The organism is Zobellella maritima, from assembly GCF_003075035.1.
Taxonomy (GTDB): domain Bacteria; phylum Pseudomonadota; class Gammaproteobacteria; order Enterobacterales; family Aeromonadaceae; genus Oceanimonas; species Oceanimonas maritima.
In genome coordinates, this window is sequence record NZ_QCZE01000001.1 from 1035630 (window position 1) to 1062068 (window position 26439).

The following is a 26439-nucleotide window of genomic DNA, read 5'->3' on the forward strand; positions in this document are numbered from 1 at the left end:
GGCGCTATCTTGCCGGCATGCGCGGATCCCAGAGTCCGCGCTCCAGTCCTTGCTCATAGGCCATGCCCTTCGGATAGCTGACCAGCTCAAGTTGCAGCCCCCAGGGTGCGAGGAAATAGACCCAGGTCAGGCCGGCGGCAGGCCCTTCGGTAAAGGTGCTCGGCGCGCCGAGCACGTGGATGCCCTGCTCTTTCAGGTACGCCACGGCCGCGTCCATATCGTCCACATAAAACGCCAGGTGATGACCGCCGATATCGCTGTTTCGCGGCCCCCGCCGGTTCTGATCGGGCGAGGTGTATTCGAACACTTCGAGATTGGTCCCGTTACCGCAACGAACCATCTGAAAATCGCGAATGGTGGCGCGCGGATGTACATTCAGGTGCCGTTCCATCCAGTCATCTTCGAATTTGAATTCGCCGAAGGTAAAGAAGGGTTCGCAACCGAGCATGTCCCTGAAGAAAGCCACGCCCTCCCCCAGGTTGGGCACTGTGATACCGATATGCTGGAGGCCTTGCATACCGGGCATAGGCGTTGCCGCCGCCGGCAGGCTGGCGGTGGTGATCATGGCGGTAGCGAGGGTGGTGCGGGTAAAGCCGGTTAACCTAATTTTCAGTTTCATGCTGAATCTCCTTGCGATGAAAAATCCATATTTGTCTGACATTATTGTTCCTAATACTGTTGTTCCTGGTGCAGGTGCCGGTAAGCAGACCCGGTCGCCGGGACCAAACGCCGGCCGAGTCTCCCCCGTATCTTCCCAAGCGGCGGGCTTACAGCTCGCGCCGTTTCATGGCGCCGGCGATATATTCGGCCTGGCGTACCGCCAGCGCCACTATGGTCAGAGTCGGGTTGGCGGCCGAGCTGGAGGTGAACTGGCTACCATCGGAAATGAACAGGTTCTTCACATCGTGGGTCTGCCCCCACTTGTTCACCACCCCATCCCGCGGGCTGGCACTCATCCGGTTGGTGCCCATGTTGTGGCTCGCCGGGTAAGGGGGCATGTCGATCACCCGGGTGGCGCCCACCGCTTCCGACACCTTGCGCCACTGGGCAAGGCCGTGGCGGCGCATGGCCGCATCATTGGTATGATCGGTCTTGGTCACTATGGGTACCGGCAGGCCGTACTGATCCTTCTCGGTCGGGTGCAGGGTGATGCCGTTTTCCTCCTGCGCCATGTCTTCGCCGCACACCCAGACACAGCTCATGTGATCGTACTGCTCCAGCGCCGAGGTCACTTCCCTGCCCCAGCCACCCGGCTTCATAAAGGCGGCGGTAAATGGCAGGTGCAACGCCAGGCCTTCCAGGTGGTAGCCGCCGTGGAAGCCGCGATCCGGGTTCAAGGCGGCTTCATCCGAAATCACCGCGGCAATATCGAATCCGCGATACATGTTGACTGGCCCCTTGTGGATCGCCACCGCGGCGGCGGTGGTATGGTTCATGTAGTTTTTGCCGACCTGCCCGGAGGAGTTTGCCAGGCCGTCGGGAAACAGACGGGAAGCGGAGTTGAGCAGCAGCCGCGGCGATTCGATGGAATTGCCGGCCACGCACACGACCCGGGCCTTTTGCAGGTGCATGCGTCCATCCTTGTCGGCATAAAGCACACCGCTGGCCTTGCCCGAGGCATCGTGCTCGATGCGCAGCACCATGCTCTGGGGACGCAGTTCTGCATGTCCGGTTTTCAGGGCTCGCGGGATCTCGGAATACAGGGTCGACCACTTGGCGCCGACCTTGCAGCCCTGCATGCAGAAGCCGATTTGCTGGCAGGCCGGGCGGCCGTCATTCGGCCGGGTGTTGGAGGCCACCGGACGGCTGATGTCCCGGTAGCCGACCTTCCTGGCCCCGGCGGCGATCACCTTGTAGTGGTTATTGGGCGGCATCTCCGGCAGGCCGCTGGCCTTGGTACCGGCGACCCCCATCTTGCGTTCGGCAATGTCGTAATAGGGGGCCAGCTCGTCATAGCTGATCGGCCAGTCGAGCACATTGGCGCCCTTGACCTCGCCATAGGTGGTCCGGGTATGAAAATCATGGGGCAGAAAGCGCAGCGCCAACCCGGAGAAATGCATGGTCGAGCCCCCCACTCCCTTCACAATCCAGGCCGGCAGTTCGGGATAGGTTTCGGTATGGTGCCAGCCGCCGGCGGAAATGCGCTTGTCCAACCATGAAATTTTCTTGAACATGGCCCATTCGTCGTTCTCGAAGTCGGCCTGGGTGAAGTGCTTGCCGGCTTCGAGGATCACGACGTCGACACCGCTTCTGGTCAGCTCGTCGGCCAATGTACCGCCACCGGCGCCCGAGCCGATGATCACCACTACGCTGTCGTCATCCAATGAGAAAGTCGCGCTCATGGGTTCTCTCCTTGATGTTGTTTACGGTAAAGTCGGTGCCGGTGCTAAGCGTCGCTGCCCAGCCAGTCGATGTCGTCGAAGCCACGATTGACATAGCCCCCCTTTTCCCAAGACGAGCCCTCATAGCCGAACAGCGGCCATACTTGCTTGTTGTCGTAGAAACCGGTGACCAGGTGTCCCTTCACCTTCTGGAAGAAGGCGCCGTGTTCGATCACATAGAGCAGGCCGACCCGGTCGCTCTCCTTCTCCAGTTCGGCGTAATCCTGCTCGAAGCGCTGACGGGCCAGGTGATCGAGCGCCGCTACCCCGTCGACCAACAGCCCCTTTAGCTGGTCGTCGGTTGCCGCCTGTGTTTCCAGCGGCGCGAGTGCCTGCAGGTAATAGCGGTCTTCAATATGGTCGTGCGGAAAGATATCCCGGGCCAGGATCAACAAGGTGCCGCCCACCTCGGCGCCGAGCACGGTGAAGTCCCGGGCCCGCGCACGGCCTGCCGGCACGGTCAATGCCGTGGTTGCAAACGCGCCGACGCCCAGCGCCATCACGCTGCCAAGGGTCAGGAAACGGCGCCGACTCAGGCCGTTGCCCTCCTCGACCGGCGTTACCCGAATGGGGATCTGTGCAGATTTATCCTTCATCTTGTCACCTCCATGAATGCTGATTCCTGATCCAGCCGTTGGTACAGGGTTCTGCTCAGCAGCGCCATGGCGCTGCGCCCGGCTCCCAGTCCGAGCAGACGGGACACCGTCACATGACGGTCTTCATTTATCCGCCGGGGTTGCTGGCAATAGCGGTAGAATTCGTTGGTTAACCGACACAGCTCACCGTCGTCCTCGTCGCAGAGAATGGCAGCATGGGCCAGTACCGCCTGCTGTGGCCGGCCGGCCACCTTGCGCCAACGTTGGGCGGTACCGGCCAGCTTGCGGCCGCTTACCACCAGGTTATAGTCACCGTCGCAAAAGGCGCCGCTCACCGGGCCGCAACAGGCCCTGATATCCAGCTCGGCCAGGGCCTCGATCAGGGGTTGGCACAGCCGGCGATAGGCCCGGTCGATGGCCGCCGGACCCGGCTCCAGGGTAAACACCGCTGTCACATTGAGCAGATGCGGACTCTGTACCGTCAGGTCCCCGCCCGTCTGCCGCTGTACCAGGGGCCAGCCCCGCCGGGCCAGGCGCTCACCCGCCAGGGCGAAGCCCGGTAGGCGGCTCATGGCTGCCGGCACCACCAGGGCACGTCGGCTGCGCCACAGCATGAAGCCCTGGGCGAGTTGGCCGTTGACCACCCGGGCCAGCATGTCCTGCTCAGCAGCCAACCCCCGTGCCGGGGTGAGTAACGGCGGCAGCAGGCCGTGCCGGCTTTTATGGTTGAGCATGCTCATCCGTATCTCCTTCCAACAAACGACACAGGGTGTCGAAGAACTCGGCCGCCGGGCCACCGTCCACCGCCCGGTGATCAAAGGTCAGCGACAACCCCATCATTGGTCTGTGCTCCAGCTCGCCCGCCTTGTTAATAACTGGCATCATTTGGGTCCTTCCGATACCGAGGATCGCCAGCTGCGGCAGGTTGATCACCGGGGTAAAATGCTCCACCCGCGATCTCCCCAGGTTGGTGAGGGTAAAGGTGCCGCCGGTCATTTCGGCTACCGACAGCTTGCCGGACCGGGCCCGCGCCACCAGGGCCCGACGCGCCTCGGCCAGCCGTGACAGGGTCATGGCATCGGCGTTGAACAGGGCAGGCGCAACCAGCTGGGTGTCACTCAGGCCAATGGCAAAACTCAGGTGCACCCCCTGGTAGTGGTGGATTTCATTGTCCTCCAGCCGCCCGTTAAGCAGCGGGTGGCGCTGCAAGGTGCGGATCAGCGTATGAGCCAGCAGATCCTCCACCGAAACCTTGATGCCATCCAGGGCCAGTTGCTGTTTACGGATCAGCAACTGGCCGACATCACAGCGGCCGTGGTGGGTCAGCTGCGCAGCCTCATCCAGGCTTTTGCGCATGGCGCCGGCAATCATGGCTCGCATGCCCCGCAGAGGGGTGCGCTGCACCCCGGTATCAAAGGTCGTGGACATGATCCCTCCTATTGCACCTGACCGATCAGATCACCCTTGGCCACCACTTCATCGGCTTCCTTGAGGATGCTGAGGCTGCCCGACGCCGGCGCCAGTATGTCGTGCTGAATTTTCTGCACCATGATCTCAGCAATGACCTGACCCGTGGCCACGGCTTCCCCCTCTGCCGACAGCCAGGTAGTGATCACCGCCTCGTCCTGCTCTTCCCACAGGTCCATTGGAATGCGAATTGCTGTGCTCATAACCAATCCTCCTTAAACATCTCCAGACAGGCGTTGACGATTTTCTGTGCATTGGGCAGGGCCCACTGCTCCATGGGGGGAGTAAAGGGAATGGGGATATCCGGATAGGCCAGCCGCCGGGGAGCGGCCTTGAGTTGCGTCCCGCGCTCGACCACGGAGGCGATGATTTCGCCGCTCATGCCATAGCTGTGGTAATCCTCGTCCACCACGACAAGGCGACCGGTTTTGGCGACAGAAGCAATCACCGTCTCCCTGTCCAGGGGGACCAGGGAGCGCAAGTCTACCACTTCGGCACTGATGCCTTGCTCGGCAAGCAGTCGTGCGGCTTTCAGGCCGTGATGGACACCGGAAGTAATACCGACAAGGGTGACATCGCTGCCTTCACGGACGATGGCAGCCTGGCCGATAGGGACTTCATAGGCCGCTTCCGGTACATGCACCACGGCATCCTTTTCCGTTCCCAGCCAGCCCATGCCCTGCAACCCCTTGTGGAACATAAACACCACAGGGTTATTGTCCCGGATGGCGGCAATCATCAGGCCCTTGGCATCGTAGGCGTTGGACGGCGCCACCACCTTCATGCCCGGCAGGTGGGCAAAGCTGGCGTGCAGACACTGGGAGTGCTGGCCGGCATCACTGTAGCCACCGCCGGTGGAGGTCATCAGCACCATGGGCACCGGGATCTTGCCGCCGGAGAAATAGGTGTTCTTGGCCATCAGGTTGTAGATGGCGTCCATGCACACCCCGAAGAAATCCACAAACATCAGCTCCACGATGGGCCGCATACCGTCGGATGCCGCTCCCACGGCGGCGCCGATAAAGGCGGTTTCCGAAATGGGGGTATCACGTATCCGCTCGGAACCGAATTCTTCATGCAGGCCACGGGTATTGCCGAATACGCCGCCCAGCGGGCCTATGTCTTCCCCCATCACGAACACGCTGGGGTCGGTGCGCATCTCCTGGGCGATGGCTTCGGCCATGGCCCGGGCTATGGTGAGCTTGCGGGTATTGGTGGTGGTATTCATCACACGCCTCCTTTTCTTGTGTTCATGTCCGCGCCGTTGGCGGGCGTCACGATAATCTTCACGTTGCGGTCCTTGTTGTGCACCAGCTCTTCAAATCCCTGTTCGATGATCTGCGCAAGTGAAATACGGCCGGTGATCAGCGGCGTTACCTCCATCCGTCCAGCGGCTATCAGCGCGATCACCTCGGCAAATTCACCGCTGTAGGCCAGGGCGCCGACCACCTGTTTTTCGGTGGCAACGAGCTCGAAAAAGTTGAATTCGCTTGGCTCTTCGAAGATGCCTACCATCACGCAGCGCCCGGCTTTGCGGATCACGTCGATGGCCAGCTTGGCGGTCTGCCTGTGGCCGATGCACTCGATAGACACATCGGCGCCTGCACCGTCGGTCAGCGCCTGCACCTCGGCCAGCACATCACAGTCGCCGGGATCCAGTACCAGCGTCGCCCCGACCTCCAATGCCTTCTGCTTGCGCGCCGCCGACATTTCCAGGGCGATGATCCGACCGGCGCCGGCAGCCTTGGCACACATGATGGTGCACAGTCCTATGGTGCCGGCGCCCACCACCACCAGGGTCTTGCCTTCAATGTTGCCTGCCTGGCGGACCGCATGCATGCCCACCGCCAACGGCTCGATCAGGGCGCCCGCTTCCAGCGGGAAGCCCTCGGGCAGCCGGTACAACAGGTTGGCGGGCACATTGACCAGCTCGGCAAAGGCACCGTTGTTCATCAGGCCGGTGAATGCCAGCTGTTCGCACAGGTTGATCTGTCCTTCCCGACAGTAGCGGCATGTGCCGCAATGCTGACAGGCATCGGCGGTGACGCTGTCGCCCGGCGCAAAACCATCGACACCTTCGCCCAGGGCCACAACTTCACCACAAAATTCGTGGCCAAGAATGCACTGACCTTTGAGTCCGGTGAGTGGATGAGGCTGATCGACGGGAATAAATACGGGACCAGACTGATACTCGTGCAGGTCGGAGCCGCAAATACCGCACCAGTGCACCCGGATCTGGGCCCAGCCCGGTTCAGGGGCGCCGGGTCGTGGCACCTGCTCCAGACGGATATCCTGGCGGCCGTGCCAGACGGCGGCGGTCATGGTGGTGGCTTGATTCATAGGGGAATCCTCGTGCATCAGATAAACACCTTGTCCAGGGCCGCTTCCGGAGCCGGGTAGGCGCTTTCCCGGGCAAAGGCGATGGCCTCGTCCACCTTCTGTCTGGCTCGGGCCCTGAGCCGCTCTTCCTGCTGTTCGGTCAATTGACCGCCTTGCAGCAGGGTGGCACGCAACCTGGGAATGGGATCCTTGGCCAACAGGGTCGCCTTCTCGCCTTCCGGGCGGTAGCCTTCCGCATCCCCCATGAAATGGCCGGCGAGCCGGTAGGTTTCGATCTCGATCAGGCTGGGCCCCTCGCCTCGTCGGGCCCGCTCGATAGCGATGCCTGCCGCCTCGAACACCGCCTGCGGATCATTGTCGGCTACAAAATGACCCGGCATACCATAGGCGGCGGCACGCTTGTCGTTACGATCGACCGCAGTCGACTGGCACTTGGCTACGGAAATTCCCCAGGCGTTGTCCTCAATCACGAAGACCACCGGCAATTGCCACACGGCGGCCAGGTTCAGGGCTTCGTGGAAAGCGCCCTGGTTGGCGGCACCTTCTCCCAGGAAGGCCACCGCCACCCCCGGCTTGCCTTGTAGCTTGCGGGACAGGGCCGCCCCCACCGCCGGACCCATGCCCTGGGCGATAATGCCCGAGCAGGAAAAATTTACCCGCCCGTCAAAGATGTGCATATGACCGCCCCGACCACCGCTCAGGCCGCTTTCCTTGCCAAAGATTTCCGCTGCCATCTCGTTCAGATCGACTCCCTTGGCAATGGCCACATGATGGGGTCTGTGGGTCGCGGTCACTATGTCATCCGCAGTCAGATGGGCGCAGACGCCCACGGCACAGGGTTCCTGTCCATTGGACAGGTGCATTTCCCCGGGGATGGGGCCCTTGGCCATATTGAAAGCCGGTGTCTTGCCCTCCATGTAGATGGCCTCTATGGCCTCTTCGAAGAAGCGGCTGACCAGCATGTGTTCGTACATCCAATGCCATTGTGCTGTATCGGGTTTCATATCCCCTCCTTGCCGATGTGTGTTACCAACGGACCTGCACATGGGTGCACGATCCGGTTATTGCCATGGAACACTCGCAATCCTTGTGCCAAAAATGATAAAAGACTGTTAACGGCGTGTTTGCGAAGGTTGTTGCTGCGGCCTGCCGGCGCCATGTCGCAGCCATGCCACAGGGGATGTCTCAACACTGCGACAGCTGTCGCAACCGCCATCCACTGCATCAGCAAGCGATCGACGATACTTAAGGAACAAGGTGACCTGGGTGAAACCGATGAAACATAAGGACGATGAGATTGCCCGCCTGCTGGGAGAACGCCTGGGGCCGGGAAAGCCGCTGACGGATCCGGCTATATTGGGCTCTTGGCGACGTTGCATGGAGCAATATCACCTGGACCCGCATGCCCGTCATCAGAGCCCCCGCTTGAGTGAGTCCGAGCTCAACCTGTTGCGCGAGCCTTTTGCCGAGCTGTTGCATCTGGCGGTGCCTGTCTTCGACCGGCTGCGGCGCACCGCGGTCGAAGCCGGATACAGCCTGTTGTTGACCGATGCCCAGGGAGTGGTGGTACAGAGCTACCTGGACTCCGGCCTCAGCCGTGAACTGGCCGACAAAGGCATGGCGGTGGGCTCGGTGTGGTCGGAACAACTGGTGGGCACCAATGGTCTGGGCACCTGCCTGGCCACCGGTCTACCGATGACGGTGTATGCGGGCGAACATTTTGATCAGGCACTGCTTCCGTTCAGCTGCTCTACCGCGCCCCTGTTCAGCGCCGATGGAAGCCTGCTCGGCGCCATCGACATTTCCACCTATGCCCAGGGCAGCAAGGCCATGCAGCAGTTGGCCCTGAATCTGGTACAGGGTGCCGCCGAAGAGCTGGAAGCCCTGCTGTTCCGGCAATCTCATCGTCAGCATCTACTGGTGACCCTGGCACAGGGCACGGCCTTGCCCCGGCCGGCGGAGACCGCATTGCTGGCCCTGGATCAGCGAGGGCACGTGCAGGGCCTGACCGGCAGCCTGCTGCGGTTGTTGTCGCTCAGGTACCGCGAAGAAGTGTTGCACCGGCCGGTTAGCCAGGTATTGGGCGTCCCGTTCGAGCAGCTGCTGGCGGCTTCCAGGGAGCGGCCGTGCCGCCTGGGCGCCCTGCCTTGGTATGCCTGGCCACTGCCGGGGCTCCCGGGCCTGACCCAGACAACCCGGTCCCCGGCCTCCCTCCCCGGCGAGGTCAACCCGCTGCAACGGGCAGCGGGTGAAGACCCCTGTCTGCAACGCCAGGCTGACATCTGTCAGAAAATGGTCGACCGGGGGATCAGCATCCTCATCCAGGGAGAAACCGGTACCGGCAAGGAGGTATGGGCACGGGCGCTGCACGACAGCAGCCAGCGCAGGCACAAACCCTTTGTTACCCTCAATTGTGCCGCCATCCCTGAAACCCTGATCGAAAGCGAGTTGTTCGGCTATGGCAGCGGGGCCTTTACCGGGGCTCTCAAGGGCGGAAAGATGGGAAAAATCCAGGCCAGCGCCGGCGGCACCCTGTTTCTGGACGAAATTGGCGATATGCCCCTGGCGCTGCAATCCCGACTGCTGAGGGTACTGGCCGAGCAGGAGGTCACACCGGTAGGACAGATAAACCCGGTGCCGGTGCAACTGAGTGTCATTTGTGCCACCCACAGGGCGCTGCCTGCGTTGGTGGAACAGGGGGAATTCCGGGAGGATCTCTACTATCGCATCAGTGGCCTGAAGGTCATCTTGCCCCCCTTGCGGACCCGGCAGGACAAACCCGGGCTGATCCGTTGCTTGTTGAGCGAGCTGACCGATGGCCAGATGGCACCGGCGCTGACTGCCGAGGCTGAGGTCTGGCTGCGAGATTACACCTGGCCCGGTAATATCCGGCAATTAAAGAGTGCACTCCAGTTTGCCCTGGCGCTGGCCGAAGGCGGACCGATCTGCCCCGAGCATTTGCCCGAGGAGGTGTACACCGCCTCGCGGCTGACCAGTGCGGAGCCGGCGGTGAGGCATCATGACCGGTCAGACCAAGCACCGCCCACATCGGCCAACCTGGAGCAGCGGCAACAGCAACAGGAGCGGGACTACCTCAAAAGTACCCTCGACAGCCATGCCTGGGTGATCACCTCGGCGGCCCGGGCCCTGGGGATCAGTCGCGCTACCCTGCACCGCAAAATCAACAAGTACGGCCTGGTATCACCCAACAAAGGCAACCGTTAGCGGCCGGCAAATAAACGACGCCGGGCCCGAAACGGACCCGGCGGGCAGTGTTGTGCCGAGCAGGATTAATAGTAGCCGTCTTCCGGATTATGTACCTGGGGATCGTCCAACACTTCATCTATATCTACATCGAATTCACGCTTGTCCCGCAGCGCCTTCATGTGCAGGCTATGATGCTCCTGGTCGATGGACATGATCCATCCCGGGCCTTTCCGGGTCGCACAGAGCATGCCGCTATGCAGTCTTGATATGTCCATGATGTTTACCCCCTCTTGCTGCTTAGGCTCTCCATTAAGTATGGGCGACGTGCCCCATTACCCCAAATACCCACAGCTAAAGATTCCAGTTCGGCCCCCGGACGCAGCTCCGATTATCGAAGATGGTTGCCCGGCCTTGGGTGACAGGCCGGGCATCAAGTGGTCGTTGGCAGCGAAATGGGGACATGTGCCAGGCGACGGGGGGACGTTACCTGGGATTACAGCTGGCCTGCCGCTAATGGCTGACTTCAAACAGGAAACGCAGTTGTTGGCTCCGGCCCTCAAACTCGATGTCCAGTACCCAGGCCCATACCATGCGCGCCTCGGTGCAGGCACCGACCAGCGCCTGTCCCCGCCACCGGCCCGGTTCAACCTCACTGATGATGGCCGGCAAGGTCCCCATATACATGGTGTCGCCTTCCAGCATACTGCGTTTCACCTTCACCCCGGGAACGGAAAACTGCACTTCCAGGGTGAAGGGGGTTTCGGCAGACAAGGCCTCGGCATGGAGACGGGCTTCGGCAATGACCCCGGCTTGTTCCATTACGCATTTATTGTGACTTATATCACAAAAAGCAACATTATCCTGCTCTGAAGGGCCTGGATCAGCTTCATACCAATAGGTTCTGAACAGAAAAGCCACCACTAAAATAGCCATAACGATAATAATTTGTACCAGCTTTGGCCCGGTTAAACGGTCTCTCATACCAATATATTTCCTGTATTGCTCACAATCTGCTGAAAGGCTTGATTTCGGTCAAGGCAGGGCCTTATGCCTTTTGGTCGGCTTAAGTGGTAATCATATTACTGTTTATACTGTTATTTTTGTACTCACTCCTTTATCATCTGTCGCGTGTTTTCAGACCCCCTTACTTTCCCTTCGTTAACAATTAGTTAACGAAGCCTTTGGAGCGCCTGAATTCTTTGATAAACCCGGTTGCTTTTTACCTTCCGACGTGAGCATCAAGCGGTGCGCACAAACCGAAGAACAGCAGTGGAAGCGGAACTATAACGATGAGTCAAACTAATAACCAACCAAACTACAACTACACGGTAGTTCGTCAGTTTACGGTCATGACCGTAGTCTGGGGTGTGATAGGTATGTCACTGGGCGTGTTAATCGCCTCGCAGCTTATCTGGCCCGCCCTTAACTTTGATACTCCCTGGCTGACCTACAGCCGGTTACGCCCGCTGCATACCAATGCGGTGATCTTCGCCTTTGGTTGTAGCGCCCTGATGGGAACCTCCTTCTATGTGGTGCAACGAACCTGTCAGACCCGCCTGTTCGGTGGCCCGCTGGCATCCTTCGTATTCTGGGGCTGGCAGGCCATTATCGTCGCTGCCATCATCACCCTGCCTCTGGGTTATACCACTTCCAAGGAATATGCCGAACTGGAATGGCCGATCGATATCGCCATCGCCGTAGTCTGGGTAAGCTATGCAGTGGTGTTTTTCGGCACCCTGATCAAGCGTAATACCTCCCATATCTACGTTGCCAACTGGTTCTACGGTGGCTTTATCCTGACCGTTGCCGTACTGCATATCGTCAACAGCATGGCGGTGCCCCTGAGCGGCATGAAGTCCTACTCCATGTACGCGGGTGCAGCCGATGCCATGATCCAGTGGTGGTATGGCCATAACGCGGTAGGCTTCCTGCTGACTGCCGGCTTCCTGGGCATGATGTACTACTTTGTCCCCAAGCAGGCGGGCCGTCCGGTTTACTCCTACCGTCTGTCCATCGTGCACTTCTGGGCGCTGATCACCCTGTATATCTGGGCCGGCTCCCACCACCTGCACTATACCGCCCTGCCCGACTGGGCCCAGTCCCTGGGCATGGTCATGTCGCTGATCCTGTTCGTACCCTCCTGGGGCGGCATGATCAACGGTATCATGACCCTGTCCGGTGCCTGGCACAAACTGCGTTATGATCCCATCCTGCGTTTCCTGATCGTGTCCCTGTCGTTTTACGGCATGTCCACCTTCGAAGGCCCCATGATGGCTATCAAGACCGTCAACGCCCTCTCCCACTACACCGACTGGACCGTCGGTCATGTGCACTCTGGTGCCCTGGGCTGGGTGGCCATGATCTCCATCGGCGCCGTCTACCACATGATCCCCAATGTGTTCGGTCAGGAACGGATGTACAGCCTCAAGCTGATCAATACCCATTTCTGGCTGGCCACCATTGGTACCGTGCTCTATATCGTGGCCATGTGGATCAGCGGTGTGATGCAGGGCCTGATGTGGCGGGCGGTAAACGAAGACGGCACCCTGACCTACAGCTTTGTAGAGGGTCTGCAGGCGTCTTACCCCTTCTATTTCGTGCGCTTCCTGGGCGGTTGTTTCTTCGTCCTGGGTATGTTGCTGATGGCTTATAACACCTATCGCACCATCTATGCGCCGAAAGGCTCATTGCAAGCTATCCCTCAGCCGGCATAAGGAGACTCGTTAATGAAAAATCGTCATGAACTGGTCGAGAAAAACACTTTCTGGCTGATTGTATTTACAGTTATCGCCATCAGCTTCGGTGGCCTCGCGGAAATCGTACCGTTGTTTTTCCAGGCCCAGACCAATGAGCCGACCGAAAGCCTGCGGCCCTACACCGCACTGGAAATGGAAGGCCGGGACATCTATATCCGCGACGGCTGCCACGTCTGCCACAGCCAGATGATCCGCCCGATGCGTGCCGAAACCGAGCGGTACGGCCACTACTCCGTTGCCGGTGAAAGCGTGTGGGAACATCCCTTCCTGTGGGGTTCCAAGCGTACCGGTCCGGACCTGGCCCGGGTCGGTGGTCGGTATTCCGATGAATGGCACCGGGTGCACCTGCTCAACCCCCGTGACGTAGTGCCCGAGTCGAATATGCCTGCCTTCCCCTGGTTGGAAACCAACATCCTCGACGGCAGCAAATCGGCAGACAAGTTGCGTTTGTTCCGGGACAACTTCGGCGTGCCTTATACGGATGCGGATATCGAAGGTGCCGAGGCGGCGGTGAAAGGCAAGTCCGAGATGGACGCGCTGATCGCCTATCTGCAATCTTTGGGTCATGGCCTTAAGTAACGGGAGTTGACGATTATGGATTTCAGTACCCTGGAAGCCCTGAAGCCGATGCTGATCAGCATTCAGACCCTGATCCTGTTCGTGCTGTTTATCTGCCTGGTGTTGTGGGCCTATAGCAAACGGCGCAAGAACACCTTCGATGACCTGGCCAACTCTATCTTCGATGAAGAAGAGCAGGCCGCCGGGCAATACCAGGGGACTGATCCTGATCGCGCAGGAGCAATTAAAAAATGAGTACTTTTCTTAGCATATATGTCTCTTTGATCAGCCTGGGCGTGATTTTCGGCCTTACCGGCCTGCTGATCTGGTGTTTGAAAGATAAAATGGGCATGGAAGAAGGCGCGTCCACCGGGCACACCTTCGACGGCATTTCCGAGATGAACAATCCCCCACCCAAGTGGTGGAGCTATCTGTTCTTCATCATGGTGGTGTTTTCCCTGGTCTACCTGGTGCTGTATCCGGGGCTGGGCAACTACAAGGGGCTGCTGGGCTGGACCAGTTCCAACCAGACCATTCGCTCCCTGGAAGAGTCCCAGGCCGCGACCGAAGCGGCTCGTGAAGCCGGCATGCTGGTGCAGTATGATCGGGAAATAAGCAAGGCCGATGAGGTGTTTGGTGCCCGCTTCAAGGAGCTGGCTTATGAAGCGGATGGCCAGAGCTACCGTGCCATCGCCGATATCGCCCTCGATGAAAAGGCCACCAAGGTGGGTCAGCGCCTGTTCCTGCAGAACTGTGCCCAGTGCCATGGCTCAGATGCCCGTGGCGCCCGTGGCTTCCCCAACCTGACCGATGCCGACTGGCTCTACGGCGGTACCCCCGAGCAGATCAAGGCCACCATCATGCACGGTCGCCAGGGCGCCATGCCGGCCTGGGGTGACAGCCTGGGTGAACAAGGCGTACAGGAAGTGACCTCCTACGTGCTGAGCCTGTCCGGCCGCAGGGTAGACGAAGTCGAGGCCCAAAAAGGCCAGGCCCGTTTCGCCGTGTGCGCTGCCTGCCACGGTATGGATGGCAAGGGTAATACCGCCATGGGCGCGCCCAACCTGACCGATGGCATCTGGCTCTACGGCGGCTCTCGCGGTGCGGTGGAAGAAACCATTCGTCACGGCCGCGGCGGCGTGATGCCCGCCTGGAATGACATTCTCGGCGAAGACAAGGTACACCTGCTGGCCTCGTACGTGTACAGCCTGAGCAATAACTGATAACGCCCTCCGGGCTCAGTAAAAAAGCCCCGATTCATCGGGGCTTTTTGTTATATTAACGCCCGTCCTTTCGAGCAGTAGGAATTCGCTATGCAACGTCCCTGGTATCAACAATTTTGGCCCTGGTTCCTGATCATCCTGCCCCTGTGTGCCGTGACCGCCAGCCTGTATACCTTCTATATCGCCACCAAGGGTGCCGACAGCATGGTGGTCGACGATTATTACAAGAAAGGCAAGGCCATCAATCAGGATCTGAGCGAATTGAGAAAAGCGGCCGAGCTGGGTCTGGTGGCCGAGCTGCGCTATCGCGATGGCGAGCTGACCCTGCGACTCGAGGGTGAATACAATGATGGCGAAGCCATCCGGCTGCGCTTTATTCACCCTACCCAGGCCGAGCGTGATTTCGGCGCCCTGCTGACCAGCGATGCCAACGGCATTTATCGTTACCGTCCGGAACAAGCGGAACTGCGCGGCCAGTGGCATGCACGGATAGAGCCCTTCGATGGTCGCTGGCGCCTGCAGAAACGGGTGACTCTGCCTATCCCCGACCGGCTCGTTATCCGCGCCGGAGGCTGAGATGTCCGCCTGCTTCCATTGCGGTGAGGTTGTCCCCGGAAACGGCGATTTTACCCTCGAATTTGAAAACAAGTCCGAGCAATTCTGTTGTCCGGGCTGCCTGGCGGTGGCGCAGACCATTATCGATTGCGGACTCGCCGGTTACTATCGGCACAGGAGTGGTCCCGCCTCCCGCGCCGAGCTGGTGCCCGACGAGCTGAAACAGCTTCAGCATTATGATCTGGAGGAAATTCAGCAGGATTTTGTCAACGTCAAGGGGACGCAACGGGAGGTGCTGCTGTCGATCGAGGGTCTCAGCTGTGCCGCCTGTTCCTGGCTGATCGAGCGACATCTGGGTCAGCAACCCGGGGTGGTGTCGATCCAGGTCAACAGCACCACGGAACGCGCCCGGCTGCGCTGGGTCGAGGGTAAGACCAGGCTCAGCCAGTTGCTGGCCGCCTTTGCCGACATCGGTTATCAGGCCCGCCCCTTTCAACCCCATCAGCAGGAACAGGCCTATAACCGAGAGGTGAAATCCTACCTATTGCGCATGGGCGTGGCGGGTATCGCCAGCATGCAGGTGATGATGGCCGGCATGGCACTCTATGATGATCTGTTCCCGGATCTGGAGACCGAGCTGCTGGTGACCTTTCGTTGGATCAGCCTGCTGCTGTGTATTCCGGTGATGCTTTACTCGGCGGTCCCCTTCTATCGCAACGCCTGGCGGGGGGTGAAGAACCGGGCCCTGAACATGGATCTGCCGGTCACCCTGGCCATGGTGTTCGCCTTTGTTGCCTCTGTCTACGCCACCCTCACCAACAGTGGCGTGGTCTATTTTGAATGCGTGTCGCTGTTCGCCTTCCTGTTGCTGGCCGGCCGTTTCCTTGAGATGCGGGCCAAGCGCAGGGCGCTGGAAATCACCGCTAACCTTACCCACCTGGTGCCCATGTTGGCCCGGCTGGAGACCCCGGACGGTGAGCAGGAGGTGGCCGCCGGCAGCCTGCAACCGGAGCAACTGGTGCTGGTGACGCCGGGCGCCGCCATTCCCGCCGACGGCGTGATCGTCTCGGGACGAACCAGCGTCGACGAGTCCATGCTCACCGGAGAACATTTGCCCATCACCAGGCAGGCGGGCGATACCGTGTTTGCCGGTACCACCAACATCACCTCGCCATTGCGGGTCCGGGTATTGCGTCCCCTGTCCCGCTCCCGGGTGGCCGAGATACTGCGCGCCCAGGATGACGCCCTGGCCGAGAAACCCAGGGTGGCGCTGCTGGCCGACCAGCTGTCCCGTTACTTTGTTACCGCCCTGCTGCTGGTGGCCCTGTTCACCTATTTAGGCTGGTTGTGGTTCGATGCCGATAACGCCTTCTGGATCATGCTGGCGGTACTGGTGGCCACTTGCCCCTGCGCCCTGTCGCTGGCCACGCCGACCGCGCTGACGGTGGCCAGCGCCCGGCTGACCCAGGCCGGGGTGCTGGTGCGCCGGGGTCATGTGCTGGATACCCTGCCCAAGATAAATCATATTGTGTTCGATAAAACCGGCACCCTGACCCAGGGCAAGGTCGTCCTGGAATCGGTGGACACCTTCGGACGTATCACCCGAGCCCGGTCACTCGCCATCGCCGCCGCCCTCGAGGCCCAGTCCGAACACCCCATTGCCCGGGCGTTCCGCCCTTACCGGGACAACAGCCTGGTCGTCGATCAACGGGAAAACCGGGTCGGACTGGGCATCCAGGGCGAGATCGACGGCCGCCGCCTGTATCTGGGCAGTGGTCGCTGGCTGGGCGCGCAGGCGGCCGGCGACGAGCGGCTGGATATCTATCTGGCGGATGATCAGGGCCTGCTGGCACGCTTTAACCTGGCCGACCCGCTGCGGCCGGACAGCGCTGCGTTGATCGCGCACTGCCGAGAACAGGGGATCAAGACCAGTATCCTCACCGGCGACAGCTCGGGCCAGGCCGACCGGGTGGCCGCCGAACTGGGGGTGAACAGCCTGATCAAGGGCGCCAGTCCGGATGACAAGCTGGCCTATCTGCGCCGCCAGGATGCGGCGGGGGACGTTTGCCTGATGGTCGGCGATGGCATCAATGATGCTCCTGTGTTGGCCGGTGCCCATGCCTCTTTCGCCATGGCCGGCGGCACCGATATCGCCAAGAACAGCGCCGACGCCCTGTTGCTGGGGGATGACTTGCAGCGAATCTTGCTGGCCCGGCGCATTGCCGCGCGTTGTCGTCTGGTCATCAAACAAAACTTCGGCTGGGCCCTGGGCTACAATCTGGTGGTACTGCCGCTCGCGGCCCTCGGCCATGTGTCTCCCTGGCTGGCGATGCTCGGCATGTCCGCCAGTTCCCTGATTGTCATGACTAATTCCCTGAGGCTTTCCCGCTTATGAATGTCTGGTTTCTGATCATCCCGGTGATCCTTGTCTTTGTGGTTATCGTCCTCGCGATTTTTTTCTGGTCGGTCAAAAACGATCAGTTTGAAGATCTGGACCGGCAGGGCAGCAATATCCTGTTCGACGACGACGGAGAGGCCCACAGGCGGGCCCAGCCCGCCGACAAACCCACCAAGTCACGATCATGACCAGCCAGCTTGACCCCTGGGCCGCGCTGTTGATTGGGCTGCTCGGCGCCGGTCACTGCATCGCCATGTGTGGCGGTGTGGCGGCGGCGTTTTCGATGGCCATCCCCGCGCAGCAACGACGCTGGCAATGGCTGTATCTGCTTAGCTACAACGCCGGCCGGATAGCAAGCTATAGCCTGGCCGGCGCCCTGGTCGGCGGCCTGTTTGCCAGCCTGGCCGATGTCAGCCTGGGTCGGCAGGGATTGACTATCCTACGCGTGCTGGCCGGAATAATGATGATCCTGCTGGGACTGTATCTGGCTCGCTGGTGGTTCGGGCTGCTCAGGCTGGAACATTTGGGCAATGGCCTGTGGCGCAGGGTCAAGCCGTTGGCGGGCCGTTTTGTGCCCTTCAGGCACCCTTTCGCGGCCCTGCCGTTCGGCATGGTTTGGGGCTGGCTGCCCTGCGGCCTGGTGTATTCGGCACTAACCTGGAGTGCCGTCTCCGGCAGCATGGTCCAGGGTGCGCTTATTATGGCGCTGTTTGGCCTGGGAACCCTGCCGACCCTGCTGGCCCTGGGCGGGCTTGCCGAGCGCCTCAGGCACTGGCTGAACCACCCTAACTTCCGTACTCTTTCCGGTATCTTACTGATTTTTTATGGTTTGTTTACACTGTTCCAGAGCCTGCAGCAACTTTACTGACCTTCTAAGTGGCTTCCTTTGATGCTATTATTGACTTTTGCTGACAATAGGAAATAGAGAGCGGAAGCCATGGACAATCAGTCTAAAACCGGTAAGCCACTGGCAAGTGCCATCCATTGTCAGGACTGCAGCATCAGTCAGTTATGCATCCCCCTGGGACTGAATTCTGACGAGCTTGATGAACTGGACAACATCATAGAGCGTAAAAAACCCATTCAGAAGGGACAGACGCTGTTCAATGCCGGAGAGGAACTGAAGTCCCTCTACGCCATCCGCGCCGGCACCGTCAAATCCTATACCATCACCGAGCAGGGAGACGAGCAGATCACCGCTTTCCATCTGGCCGGCGACCTGGTGGGTTTTGATGCCATTAATACCGGTGTCCACCCTTCCTTCGCCCAGGCACTGGAAACCGCCATGGTCTGCGAGCTTCCTTACGACATCCTGGATGAACTTTCCGGCAAGATGCCGCGGCTGCGCCAGCAGATCATGCGTCTGATGAGCAACGAGATTCAGGGCGATCAGCAAATGATCTTGCTGCTTTCCAAGAAAACAGCCGAAGAGCGCCTGGCCGCCTTCCTGCACGGCCTGTCGATCCGTTATTCCCAACGAGGCTTCTCGGCCCGGGAGTTCCGCCTGACCATGACCCGGGGCGACATCGGCAACTACCTGGGGCTAACGGTGGAAACGGTCAGCCGCCTGCTGGGCCGCTTTCAAAAAAACAAGCTGATTGAAGTCGACGGTAAATATATACGTATACTTGAATTGCCTGAACTGGCGTGTCTAGCGGGTGCGCCTGCTACTGCCTGCTAAAGACCCAACTCTAGGGGGTGTCTATGATCAAATACCAACGTATCCTGGTGGTTGTCGATCCGGTTGCCGAAGCACAACCCGCCTTGCACAGAGCCGTGGCGGTGGCCGCCCTGGAAGATAAGGCGGCCATCACCCTATTCTTGCCCATCTATGACTTTTCCTATGAAATGACCTCCATGCTCTCCAGCGAAGAGCGGGATGAAATGCGTGAGGGGGTCGTGCAGAGCCGCTCCGAATGGCTGCAAACCCTGTTGACACCCTATCAGGACAGCAGCATCCACTTTGATGTCAAGGTGGTGTGGCACAACCGGCCCTTCGAGGCCATCATCCAGCAGGTTCAGGATGGAGCCCATGATCTGGTGGTCAAAAGTACCCATAAACATGCCCTGATCCAGTCATTTATCTTTACTCCCACCGACTGGCATCTGCTGCGCAAATCACCTTGCCCCGTGTTATTGGTGAAGGAGCGGGACTGGCCCATGGGTGGCAAGGTGCTGGCGGCGCTTAACTGCTGCAGTGACGACCAGGCTCAGGAGGCCCTGAATCACAAGATTATCGCCGAAAGCAAGGAAGTGGCCCGCCTGCTGTCGTCCCGCCTGCACCTGGTCAATGCCTATCCGATCACCCCGGTCAACATGGCCCTGGAGCTGCCCGACTTTGACCCTCATGCCTATAATGCAGCGGTAAAGAAACAGCATGAACGGGCACTCTACGAGTATGCGGTACGCTTCGATCTCGAGCCGGGCGAGCTGCATCTGCATGAAGGTCTGGCGGAAGAAGTGATCCCCCAGTGTGCCGACAGTATTGATGCCAGCCTGGTGATCCTGGGCTCGGTCGGCCGAACCGGTTTTTCCGCGGCCCTGCTGGGTAACACCGCCGAGCATGTGATCGACAAGCTGAAATGTGATGTGCTGGTATTAAGGCCGGATCCGACACAGAGGTAATCCAGCCACTGGCGCCTTGCCCTTGAGGCGCCAGTCACTATAATAGCCCCAGTTTTTTCGGCCGGGGTCATTATGTCTGTTCAAACAGCCAAGCAAGTCTATAACTTTAACAAGCTGCAAAAGCGGCTGCGCCGCAATGTCGGCCAGGCCATCGCCGACTTCAACATGATTGAAGATGGCGACAAGGTGATGGTCTGCCTGTCCGGTGGCAAGGACAGCTATGCCATGCTTGATGTTCTGCTTAATCTGCAGGCTCATGCACCGATAAAATTCGAGTTGGTGGCGGTCAACCTGGATCAGAAACAACCAGGCTTTCCCGAGCATGTGTTGCCGGCCTACCTGAACGAGCTTGGCATTGACTACCGGATTGTGGAGGAAGACACCTATTCCATCGTCACCGACAAGATCCCCGAAGGCAAGACCACCTGCTCTCTCTGTTCTCGCCTGCGCCGTGGTATCCTGTACCGTACCGCCAGCGAGCTGGGTGCCACCAAGATAGCCCTGGGCCATCATAGGGATGATATCCTCGAAACCCTGTTGCTCAACATGTTCCACGGCGGCACCCTGAAATCCATGCCGCCCAAGCTGGTCAGTGATAATGGCAAACACGTGGTGATCCGTCCGTTAGCCTATTGCAAGGAAAAGGATCTGGTGCGTTATGCCGAGGCCAAGGCTTTTCCGATCATTCCCTGCAACCTGTGCGGTTCCCAGGAAAATCTGCAACGCAAGGCCATCAAGACCATGCTGCAGGACTGGGACAGACGCTTTCCGGGGCGGATTGAAAGCATGTTCCGTTCGTTGCAGAACATAGTGCCTTCTCATCTGCTGGATCATCAATTGTTCGATTTCAAAACCATCGACAGCCACAGTGGCGTGATCGACGGCGGTGATCTCGCCTTTGACACCCCGGATCTCCCGCCCCGCTTTATCGATGAAGACGATGAGGAAGTGCAGGTCCCGAGCGGAGAGCGGCTGGATATCATCGAGCTGAAATAATAAAAAAGGCGCCACAGCGCCTTTTTTATTATCACTCCTGTAAAACCCCGAACCGTGTGCGGGACCGGGCTCGAGCCGATGACGACAACCGGCCACCGGCCACCGGCAGGGCCTACGCGGCGAGGTCGCGGCAACCACGAAAGGCGGCCGGGGTACAACAAACCGTATCGCCTTCGTTTTTAAATCCAGGGAGTGATGCGCACCATTGGTAACATCAGGCTGCCCTCGCCCGCCAGTTGCGCATCACGCAGGCTGACCTTGCCGGTACCCGGATCTGCTTCCATCCCCTCCAGCCGCAGGGAGTCTTCCCCCATGGCCGGGTAGAGATGCAGGCCCTGGATATCGGGTATGAAGTACCTGCCTGGCCAGCCGGCCATTTTTGCCAGCAGTGTCTGCATCTCATCGCGCACCTGACGCAGCTGAGCCAGGGCCGTCCGGCCACCTTCGAGCTGAGCCTGGATCTTTATCGAAATATCGCACTGCTCCCGCTCCGCCAGCTCCAGTACAACCACCGCCTTGTCCAGATCCAGCTGCTTGTCATAAGGCAGGACGAACTGGCCGTGTGGCAACAGGGTTACCTCTCCCCGCGGCTCACCATCCACCCGGACACCACCCGATATAATGGTGCACAGGCCACCGCCGTCGGCCTGACTGAGATAGAATCCCAGCTCGGCCTGCTGCACCTTGGCCTTCTGCACTGTTTTCATATGTTTGAAGAAACCGCTGTACCCCAGTTCCAGGGGCTGGGCACAAACCGGCAGGGCACTCAACAACAGTGCCAATATGCTAAGAGGGAGCGTTTTCATGCTTCAAAATGATCCTTGGATGAAGATGACGGCACATCCGTATCCTGCCGATGTTCGGCATCGGGCGCGACGGCACCACCGATACCACAAGCCTGGCGGTAGATAATACCCTTGACCACTATGTAGAAAGGAACCACCCAGATCAGGCCGATACCGAAGCTGGCCACCGCCACCATAAACAAGAGCACCAACAGGGCATGGAGTAACAGCATATTAAGCCACTGGCGCAGGAACAACCGGATTGAGGTGCCGATCGCCTGCAAGGGTGACAGGCCTTTTTCCAGCATCAGGGGAAAGGTAAACATCAAGGCCACACTCAGCACCAGGGTCGGCAGCATGGCCAGGGTCGGCGACAGCCCCAGGCTGGCCCCGAGCGGCAGGAACAGGCTGGTGAGCAACCCCATCAGCAGGCTGGCGACGGCCAGGGGCAGCAGGTAACGGAAATAATCGAAGATCTGGCTGGGGCGGATGGCCATATTGGCGGCCCGGTGCACACCCATCATGTCCAGGCCGCCGCTCATGGGCGCCATCACCATGGAGATCAGTAATCCCGGCAGGCTACCGCTCCACAGGCTTTCAGGCTCATCGCCCAAGACAGCGAGTAATAGCTGATTGAGTACTAACCAGCAGCCGACCACGCCAATGACCGCCATCAACATAGGGAACTTGGCACCATAGATACGTTGCCAGGCTTCTTGAAAAATGGCTTTGGGTTCCAATTTAAAGCCCTGGCTCAGGGATTGTTGCAGTCGTGCAAAATGGGGGTCTGTCATATCATTTTCTCATCCATTGGGTCGTGCCATTATAACGGATCCCCGGCATCGGGGCAGCAAGTCTAAGCCATTATAAAGTTTAGGTATTTGAACGATTGCGCAAGCCGGGGGAGACGATAACACCCAGCACAACCGCTAAAGGAAAGGGGTTATGCGGACACTCGGCGGGAAGCGCCGATGGCCGGGAGCCGTTTTGAGCAAGCTGGCACCCGGCGGCTGGTCAAGGGTGGCTCACACCGGCCAGCAGCTCATCCACATAATCGGTTACCATCCGGGTCGCCGGTCCGTACCTGTGTTCATTGAAATGGTTCTGTACCTCGCTGGGCTCCAGGTTGATCTCCAGGGTGTGGGCATTGTGCATGGCGGCTTCATGCACAAAACCCGCCGCCGGATACACATTGCCCGAGGTGCCGATGGCAATAAACAGACTGGCTTCACTCAGGGCATGGTAAATATGATCAAGCATCAAGGGCATTTCCCCGAACCAGACCACATGGGGCCTGAGTGGCTCGGGAAACTGGCAGCAATGGCACAGATCCGTGGTGTGCAGTGGGCCGGGCCAGGCGATCGTCTGGTTGGAATGAGGGCAGCGGGCCTTCAACAGCTCACCGTGCATATGGATGACATTGCGGCTCCCCGCCCGTTCATGGAGATCGTCAATATTCTGGGTCACCAGGGTCACGGTGCCCGGCCACTCCCGCTCGAGACGCGCCAGGGCGTAATGAGCTGCATTCGGCACCACCGTCGGCAACAGGGCTCGCCGGGCATTGTAGAACTGCTGGACCAGCTCGGGATCCCGCTGATATCCCTCTGGCGTGGCCACATCTTCTATGCGGTGCTCTTCCCACAGGCCATCCGACGCCCTGAAGGTCCTGATCCCCGACTCAGCCGAGACCCCGGCTCCGGTCAGGATTACGATGTTGTCTTTACCCACCAACTGCTGCCTCTGACATTTTCATCTGCATATCAGGCTAACAGTATTGCCAAGTCAGGCCAATGCTGCCTTGGTATAAATACAGAAAGCCAGGCTGGAAGCCTGGCTTTCTGGGATTACTGCTGAACGTCAGTCGGCCTCGAGGGCGTTTTCCACCCTGGCCTTCAGTTTCTGACCGGGTCGAAAGGTCACCACGCGGCGAGCCGAAATGGGGATATCCTCCCCGGTTTTCGGGTTCCGCCCGGGACGCTCGTCTTTGTTACGCAACTCAAAATTACCGAATCCGGAGATTTTGACCTGCTCGCCGTGCTCGAGTGCCGTTCGAATTTCTTCGAAGAATGCCTCGACCATTTCCTTGGCATCTCGCTTGCTTATGCCCAGCTCGGTGAACAGATGTTCGGCAATATCAGCCTTGGTTAACGCCATAGGCTCAGTCCCTCAAGGAAGCATTAAACTCAACTGAGAGGGCCGATACTATGTTGGCCAGGGTATCGGCGATCTCTTTCTCTTCCAAAGTCCGTTGGGTATCCTGCAACACCAAGCTGAGCGCCAGGCTCTTCTTGTCGTCGGCAATACCTTGTCCTTGGTATACATCGAACAAGTTTACGCCAACCACCTGTTTTCCGCCAACTTTTCTAACTAAATCAAGGATATCTGAGGCAGCAACCGACTGTTCTACTACCAGGGCCAGATCCCGGCGGTTGGCCGGGAACCGGGATATCTCCCCTGCTTCCGGCACCCGACGGCGGGTCAAGGCGTCAAGCTGTACCTCGAACACATAAGCCTGGGACTTGAGCCCCAGTTTGCGCAGCAGGCTGGGATGAATGGCACCCAGCACACCCACTTGTTGGCCATCACGCAGCAGGGCCGCCGATTGCCCCGGATGCAGGCTGACTTGCTCGGTTCGGATAAAGGTGAAGCTGAGTTCGTCATGGCTCAGGGCCAGCAGGCTTTCCAGATCGCCCTTCACATCGAAGAAATCGACACCGCGGCTGTTCATATCCCAGTGCTCATCCACCACTGGGCCCAGCAACAGGCCGGCCAGCACGGGCGTCTGGCGAACGCCGTTTTCTGCGGAGTTATCCGGAATGAAGGTCAAGCCCTGCTCGAACAGACGCAAGCGGGACTGCTGCCGGTTCTGGTTATAGACGGCCGCCTGGATCAGGCCCGGCCACAGGGACACCCGCATTGCAGACATATCGGCGGCAATCGGATTGGGCAGGATCAGGGCATCGGCATCGGGGAACAGCAACCGCTGTTTGTCCGGATCCACGAAGCTGTAGGTGATGGCTTCCTGATAGCCCAGGTCGACCAGGGCATCCTTCAGCCGGTTGAGGGACAGGCTGGATTCCTGGTGGCTGGACATGGTCAGGCCGGCGACCGGTGCCACATTCGGGATCTGGTTGTAGCCGTAGATACGGGCCACTTCTTCCACCAGGTCTTCCTCGATGCTGATATCGAAGCGGTAGCTGGGCACCACCACCTGCCAACCATCGCTGGTGACGGTGACCGCCAGGCCCAGGCGGGTGAGCATCTCGGTGACCTGCTCGGCCGGGATCTCGATTCCGATCAAGGCATTGAGCCGGCTATGGCGCAGGGACACGGTTGCGGCCCTGGGCAGATCAGCCTCGGAAACGGCTTCGATCACGGGGCCGGCCTCACCGCCGCAGATCTCCAGCAGCAGGGCAGTCGCCCGCTCCATCACCTTGTGCTGCAGCTGGTAGTCCACGCCGCGCTCAAAGCGGTGGGAGGAGTCGGTATGCAGGCCGTAGCGACGGGCCCGGCCGGTAATGGCCAGGGGCTGGAAGAAGGCGCATTCCAGCAGTACGTCCTTGGTGGCCTCGGTCACACCGGTGGCTTCGCCACCAAAGATACCGGCCATGGCAACTGGACGCTCGCTGTCGGCAATCACCAGGGTGTCGTCGTTCAGAGTCACTTCGGTGCCGTCGAGCAGGGTCAGTTTTTCGCCCTGCTCCGCCTTACGCACGACAATGCCGCCGTTCAGGGTCGCCAGATCGAAGGCATGCATGGGCTGGCCCCATTCCAGCAGCACGAAATTGGTGATATCCACCACGGGATCTATGCTGCGAATACCGCTGCGCCGCAGTTTTTCCTGCATCCAGATCGGGGTTTCGGCCCGCACATCGATATTTTTAACCACCCGACCCAGGTAGCGCGGGCAGGATGCCGGATCGTCCAGACGGATGTCCACCGCGTCCCGGATGGTGGCGGGCACTGCCGGGATCTCCGGCCAGTTGACGTCTTGCTGATTGAGCACGCCCACTTCCCGAGCCAGGCCGGCCATGCTCAGACAATCTGCCCGGTTGGGGGTCAGATCCACTTCAATGGTGACATCGTTCAGTCCGAGGTAATCGCGTACCTGGACGCCGATCGGCGCATCCTGGGGCAGCTCGATAATACCATCTGACTCCACGTCTATGCCCAGCTCGGAGAAGGAACAGAGCATGCCGTGAGACGGCTGACCGCGCAGCTTGGCCTTCTTGATCTTGAAGTCACCGGGCAGCACGGCACCGACCACCGCCACCGCCACTTTCAGACCCTGGCGGCAATTGGGGGCGCCACAGACGATATCGAGCAGCTCATCGCCGCCCACATTAATCTTGGTAACTCGCAGTTTGTCCGCATCCGGATGCTGCCCGCATTCGACCACTTCACCGACCAGCACCTGGGAAAAATCGCCGGCCACCGGCTCCACGCCGTCCACTTCCAGGCCGGCCATGGTGATCTGTTCGGCAAGCGCATCGGCATTAAGTCCGCTTGTTACCCATTGCTCCAGCCATGATTTAGAAAATTTCATTTTCGC

General features: G+C 59.6%; 28 protein-coding genes. 12 read left to right on the forward strand and 16 right to left on the reverse strand.

The window, feature by feature from the left end; all coding sequences use genetic code 11:
• Window positions 1-4: 4 nt before the first annotated feature.
• From DCS96_RS04670 to DCS96_RS04710, 9 genes are all read right to left on the reverse strand, one after another.
• On the reverse strand, window positions 5-619 hold the full coding sequence (locus DCS96_RS04670; protein WP_116473165.1) for a VOC family protein: 615 nt from the start codon (window positions 617-619) through the stop codon (window positions 5-7).
• Between the two features lie 148 nt (window positions 620-767).
• Complete coding sequence (locus tag DCS96_RS04675; RefSeq protein WP_116473166.1) at window positions 768-2342, reverse strand: GMC family oxidoreductase; 1575 nt, start codon at window positions 2340-2342, stop codon at window positions 768-770.
• Between the two features lie 44 nt (window positions 2343-2386).
• Window positions 2387-2977 carry a gluconate 2-dehydrogenase subunit 3 family protein gene (locus DCS96_RS04680; RefSeq protein WP_116473167.1) on the reverse strand — a complete coding sequence of 197 codons (591 nt, stop codon included), beginning with the start codon at window positions 2975-2977 and terminating at the stop codon, window positions 2387-2389.
• Window positions 2974-3717 carry a lipoate--protein ligase family protein gene (locus tag DCS96_RS04685; protein ID WP_116473168.1) on the reverse strand — a complete coding sequence of 248 codons (744 nt, stop codon included), beginning with the start codon at window positions 3715-3717 and terminating at the stop codon, window positions 2974-2976. Before DCS96_RS04685 ends, DCS96_RS04680 begins: the two co-directional genes overlap by 4 nt.
• Window positions 3698-4405, reverse strand: a complete 708-nt coding sequence (locus tag DCS96_RS04690; RefSeq protein WP_116473169.1) for a 2-oxo acid dehydrogenase subunit E2 — start codon at window positions 4403-4405, stop codon at window positions 3698-3700. Before DCS96_RS04690 ends, DCS96_RS04685 begins: the two co-directional genes overlap by 20 nt.
• An 8-nt stretch (window positions 4406-4413) precedes the next feature.
• Window positions 4414-4647: a biotin/lipoyl-containing protein gene (locus tag DCS96_RS04695; RefSeq protein WP_116473170.1), complete on the reverse strand. Its 234-nt coding sequence runs from the start codon at window positions 4645-4647 to the stop codon at window positions 4414-4416.
• Window positions 4644-5672 carry an alpha-ketoacid dehydrogenase subunit beta gene (locus DCS96_RS04700; protein WP_116473171.1) on the reverse strand — a complete coding sequence of 343 codons (1029 nt, stop codon included), beginning with the start codon at window positions 5670-5672 and terminating at the stop codon, window positions 4644-4646. Before DCS96_RS04700 ends, DCS96_RS04695 begins: the two co-directional genes overlap by 4 nt.
• Window positions 5672-6784: a 2,3-butanediol dehydrogenase gene (locus tag DCS96_RS04705; RefSeq protein WP_198649923.1), complete on the reverse strand. Its 1113-nt coding sequence runs from the start codon at window positions 6782-6784 to the stop codon at window positions 5672-5674. Before DCS96_RS04705 ends, DCS96_RS04700 begins: the two co-directional genes overlap by 1 nt.
• Window positions 6785-6801: 17 nt before the next feature.
• Window positions 6802-7788 (reverse strand): thiamine pyrophosphate-dependent dehydrogenase E1 component subunit alpha, encoded by a 987-nt coding sequence (locus DCS96_RS04710; RefSeq protein ID WP_116473172.1) that lies wholly within the window; start codon window positions 7786-7788, stop codon window positions 6802-6804.
• A 271-nt stretch (window positions 7789-8059) separates the two neighbouring features.
• Here DCS96_RS04710 and DCS96_RS04715 point away from each other — a divergent pair, with 271 nt between their 5' ends.
• The gene (locus DCS96_RS04715; RefSeq protein ID WP_116473173.1) at window positions 8060-10009 is read left to right on the forward strand and encodes a sigma-54-dependent Fis family transcriptional regulator; all 1950 of its coding nucleotides are present in this window, start codon (window positions 8060-8062) and stop codon (window positions 10007-10009) included.
• Window positions 10010-10074: 65 nt separating this feature from the next.
• On the opposite strand, the gene DCS96_RS18525 is transcribed toward DCS96_RS04715, so the two are convergent.
• Both DCS96_RS18525 and DCS96_RS04720 read right to left on the reverse strand, forming a co-directional pair.
• A complete protein-coding gene (locus DCS96_RS18525) occupies window positions 10075-10266 on the reverse strand; it encodes a hypothetical protein (protein WP_157953579.1) in 192 nt (63 codons plus the stop codon).
• 235 nt (window positions 10267-10501) lie between these two features.
• Window positions 10502-10810, reverse strand: a complete 309-nt coding sequence (locus DCS96_RS04720) for a hypothetical protein (protein ID WP_232818183.1) — start codon at window positions 10808-10810, stop codon at window positions 10502-10504.
• 470 nt (window positions 10811-11280) lie between these two features.
• Here DCS96_RS04720 and ccoN point away from each other — a divergent pair, with 470 nt between their 5' ends.
• The 11 genes from ccoN (at window position 11281) to ttcA (ending at window position 21102) form a co-directional block, all read left to right on the forward strand.
• Entirely contained in the window at window positions 11281-12705 is a 1425-nt protein-coding gene (ccoN, locus tag DCS96_RS04725; protein ID WP_116473175.1) for a cytochrome-c oxidase, cbb3-type subunit I, read from the forward strand.
• A 12-nt stretch (window positions 12706-12717) separates the two neighbouring features.
• Window positions 12718-13326 (forward strand): cytochrome-c oxidase, cbb3-type subunit II, encoded by a 609-nt coding sequence (ccoO, locus tag DCS96_RS04730; RefSeq protein WP_116473176.1) that lies wholly within the window; start codon window positions 12718-12720, stop codon window positions 13324-13326.
• A gap of 15 nt (window positions 13327-13341) precedes the next feature.
• On the forward strand, window positions 13342-13560 hold the full coding sequence (locus tag DCS96_RS04735; RefSeq protein WP_116473177.1) for a cbb3-type cytochrome oxidase subunit 3: 219 nt from the start codon (window positions 13342-13344) through the stop codon (window positions 13558-13560).
• Window positions 13557-14528, forward strand: a complete 972-nt coding sequence (gene ccoP / locus DCS96_RS04740) for a cytochrome-c oxidase, cbb3-type subunit III (RefSeq protein ID WP_116473178.1) — start codon at window positions 13557-13559, stop codon at window positions 14526-14528. The genes DCS96_RS04735 and ccoP overlap by 4 nt, the downstream gene beginning before the upstream one ends.
• 90 nt (window positions 14529-14618) lie before the next feature.
• Window positions 14619-15104 carry a FixH family protein gene (locus tag DCS96_RS04745; RefSeq protein ID WP_116473179.1) on the forward strand — a complete coding sequence of 162 codons (486 nt, stop codon included), beginning with the start codon at window positions 14619-14621 and terminating at the stop codon, window positions 15102-15104.
• A 1-nt stretch (window position 15105) separates the two neighbouring features.
• Window positions 15106-17478: a heavy metal translocating P-type ATPase gene (locus DCS96_RS04750; RefSeq protein ID WP_116473180.1), complete on the forward strand. Its 2373-nt coding sequence runs from the start codon at window positions 15106-15108 to the stop codon at window positions 17476-17478.
• Window positions 17475-17669, forward strand: a complete 195-nt coding sequence (ccoS, locus tag DCS96_RS04755) for a cbb3-type cytochrome oxidase assembly protein CcoS (protein ID WP_116473181.1) — start codon at window positions 17475-17477, stop codon at window positions 17667-17669. Before DCS96_RS04750 ends, ccoS begins: the two co-directional genes overlap by 4 nt.
• Window positions 17666-18349 (forward strand): sulfite exporter TauE/SafE family protein, encoded by a 684-nt coding sequence (locus tag DCS96_RS04760; RefSeq protein WP_116473182.1) that lies wholly within the window; start codon window positions 17666-17668, stop codon window positions 18347-18349. Before ccoS ends, DCS96_RS04760 begins: the two co-directional genes overlap by 4 nt.
• A 69-nt stretch (window positions 18350-18418) precedes the next feature.
• Window positions 18419-19162 carry an FNR family transcription factor gene (locus tag DCS96_RS04765; protein ID WP_116473183.1) on the forward strand — a complete coding sequence of 248 codons (744 nt, stop codon included), beginning with the start codon at window positions 18419-18421 and terminating at the stop codon, window positions 19160-19162.
• Between the two features lie 23 nt (window positions 19163-19185).
• Window positions 19186-20106, forward strand: a complete 921-nt coding sequence (uspE, locus tag DCS96_RS04770) for a universal stress protein UspE (RefSeq protein WP_116473184.1) — start codon at window positions 19186-19188, stop codon at window positions 20104-20106.
• Between the two features lie 72 nt (window positions 20107-20178).
• The gene (ttcA, locus tag DCS96_RS04775) at window positions 20179-21102 is read left to right on the forward strand and encodes a tRNA 2-thiocytidine(32) synthetase TtcA (protein ID WP_116473185.1); all 924 of its coding nucleotides are present in this window, start codon (window positions 20179-20181) and stop codon (window positions 21100-21102) included.
• Between the two features lie 179 nt (window positions 21103-21281).
• Here ttcA and DCS96_RS04780 read toward each other — a convergent pair whose 3' ends face one another.
• From DCS96_RS04780 to pheT, 5 genes are all read right to left on the reverse strand, one after another.
• Window positions 21282-21908, reverse strand: a complete 627-nt coding sequence (locus DCS96_RS04780; RefSeq protein ID WP_116473186.1) for a DUF2987 domain-containing protein — start codon at window positions 21906-21908, stop codon at window positions 21282-21284.
• Window positions 21905-22681 carry a DUF2189 domain-containing protein gene (locus DCS96_RS04785; RefSeq protein WP_116473187.1) on the reverse strand — a complete coding sequence of 259 codons (777 nt, stop codon included), beginning with the start codon at window positions 22679-22681 and terminating at the stop codon, window positions 21905-21907. Before DCS96_RS04785 ends, DCS96_RS04780 begins: the two co-directional genes overlap by 4 nt.
• A 220-nt stretch (window positions 22682-22901) precedes the next feature.
• The gene (cobB, locus tag DCS96_RS04790) at window positions 22902-23618 is read right to left on the reverse strand and encodes a Sir2 family NAD+-dependent deacetylase (protein WP_116473188.1); all 717 of its coding nucleotides are present in this window, start codon (window positions 23616-23618) and stop codon (window positions 22902-22904) included.
• 126 nt (window positions 23619-23744) lie between these two features.
• Window positions 23745-24041 carry an integration host factor subunit alpha gene (ihfA, locus tag DCS96_RS04795; protein ID WP_116473189.1) on the reverse strand — a complete coding sequence of 99 codons (297 nt, stop codon included), beginning with the start codon at window positions 24039-24041 and terminating at the stop codon, window positions 23745-23747.
• 4 nt (window positions 24042-24045) lie between these two features.
• Window positions 24046-26433, reverse strand: a complete 2388-nt coding sequence (pheT, locus tag DCS96_RS04800) for a phenylalanine--tRNA ligase subunit beta (protein WP_116473190.1) — start codon at window positions 26431-26433, stop codon at window positions 24046-24048.
• Window positions 26434-26439 lie beyond the last annotated feature (6 nt).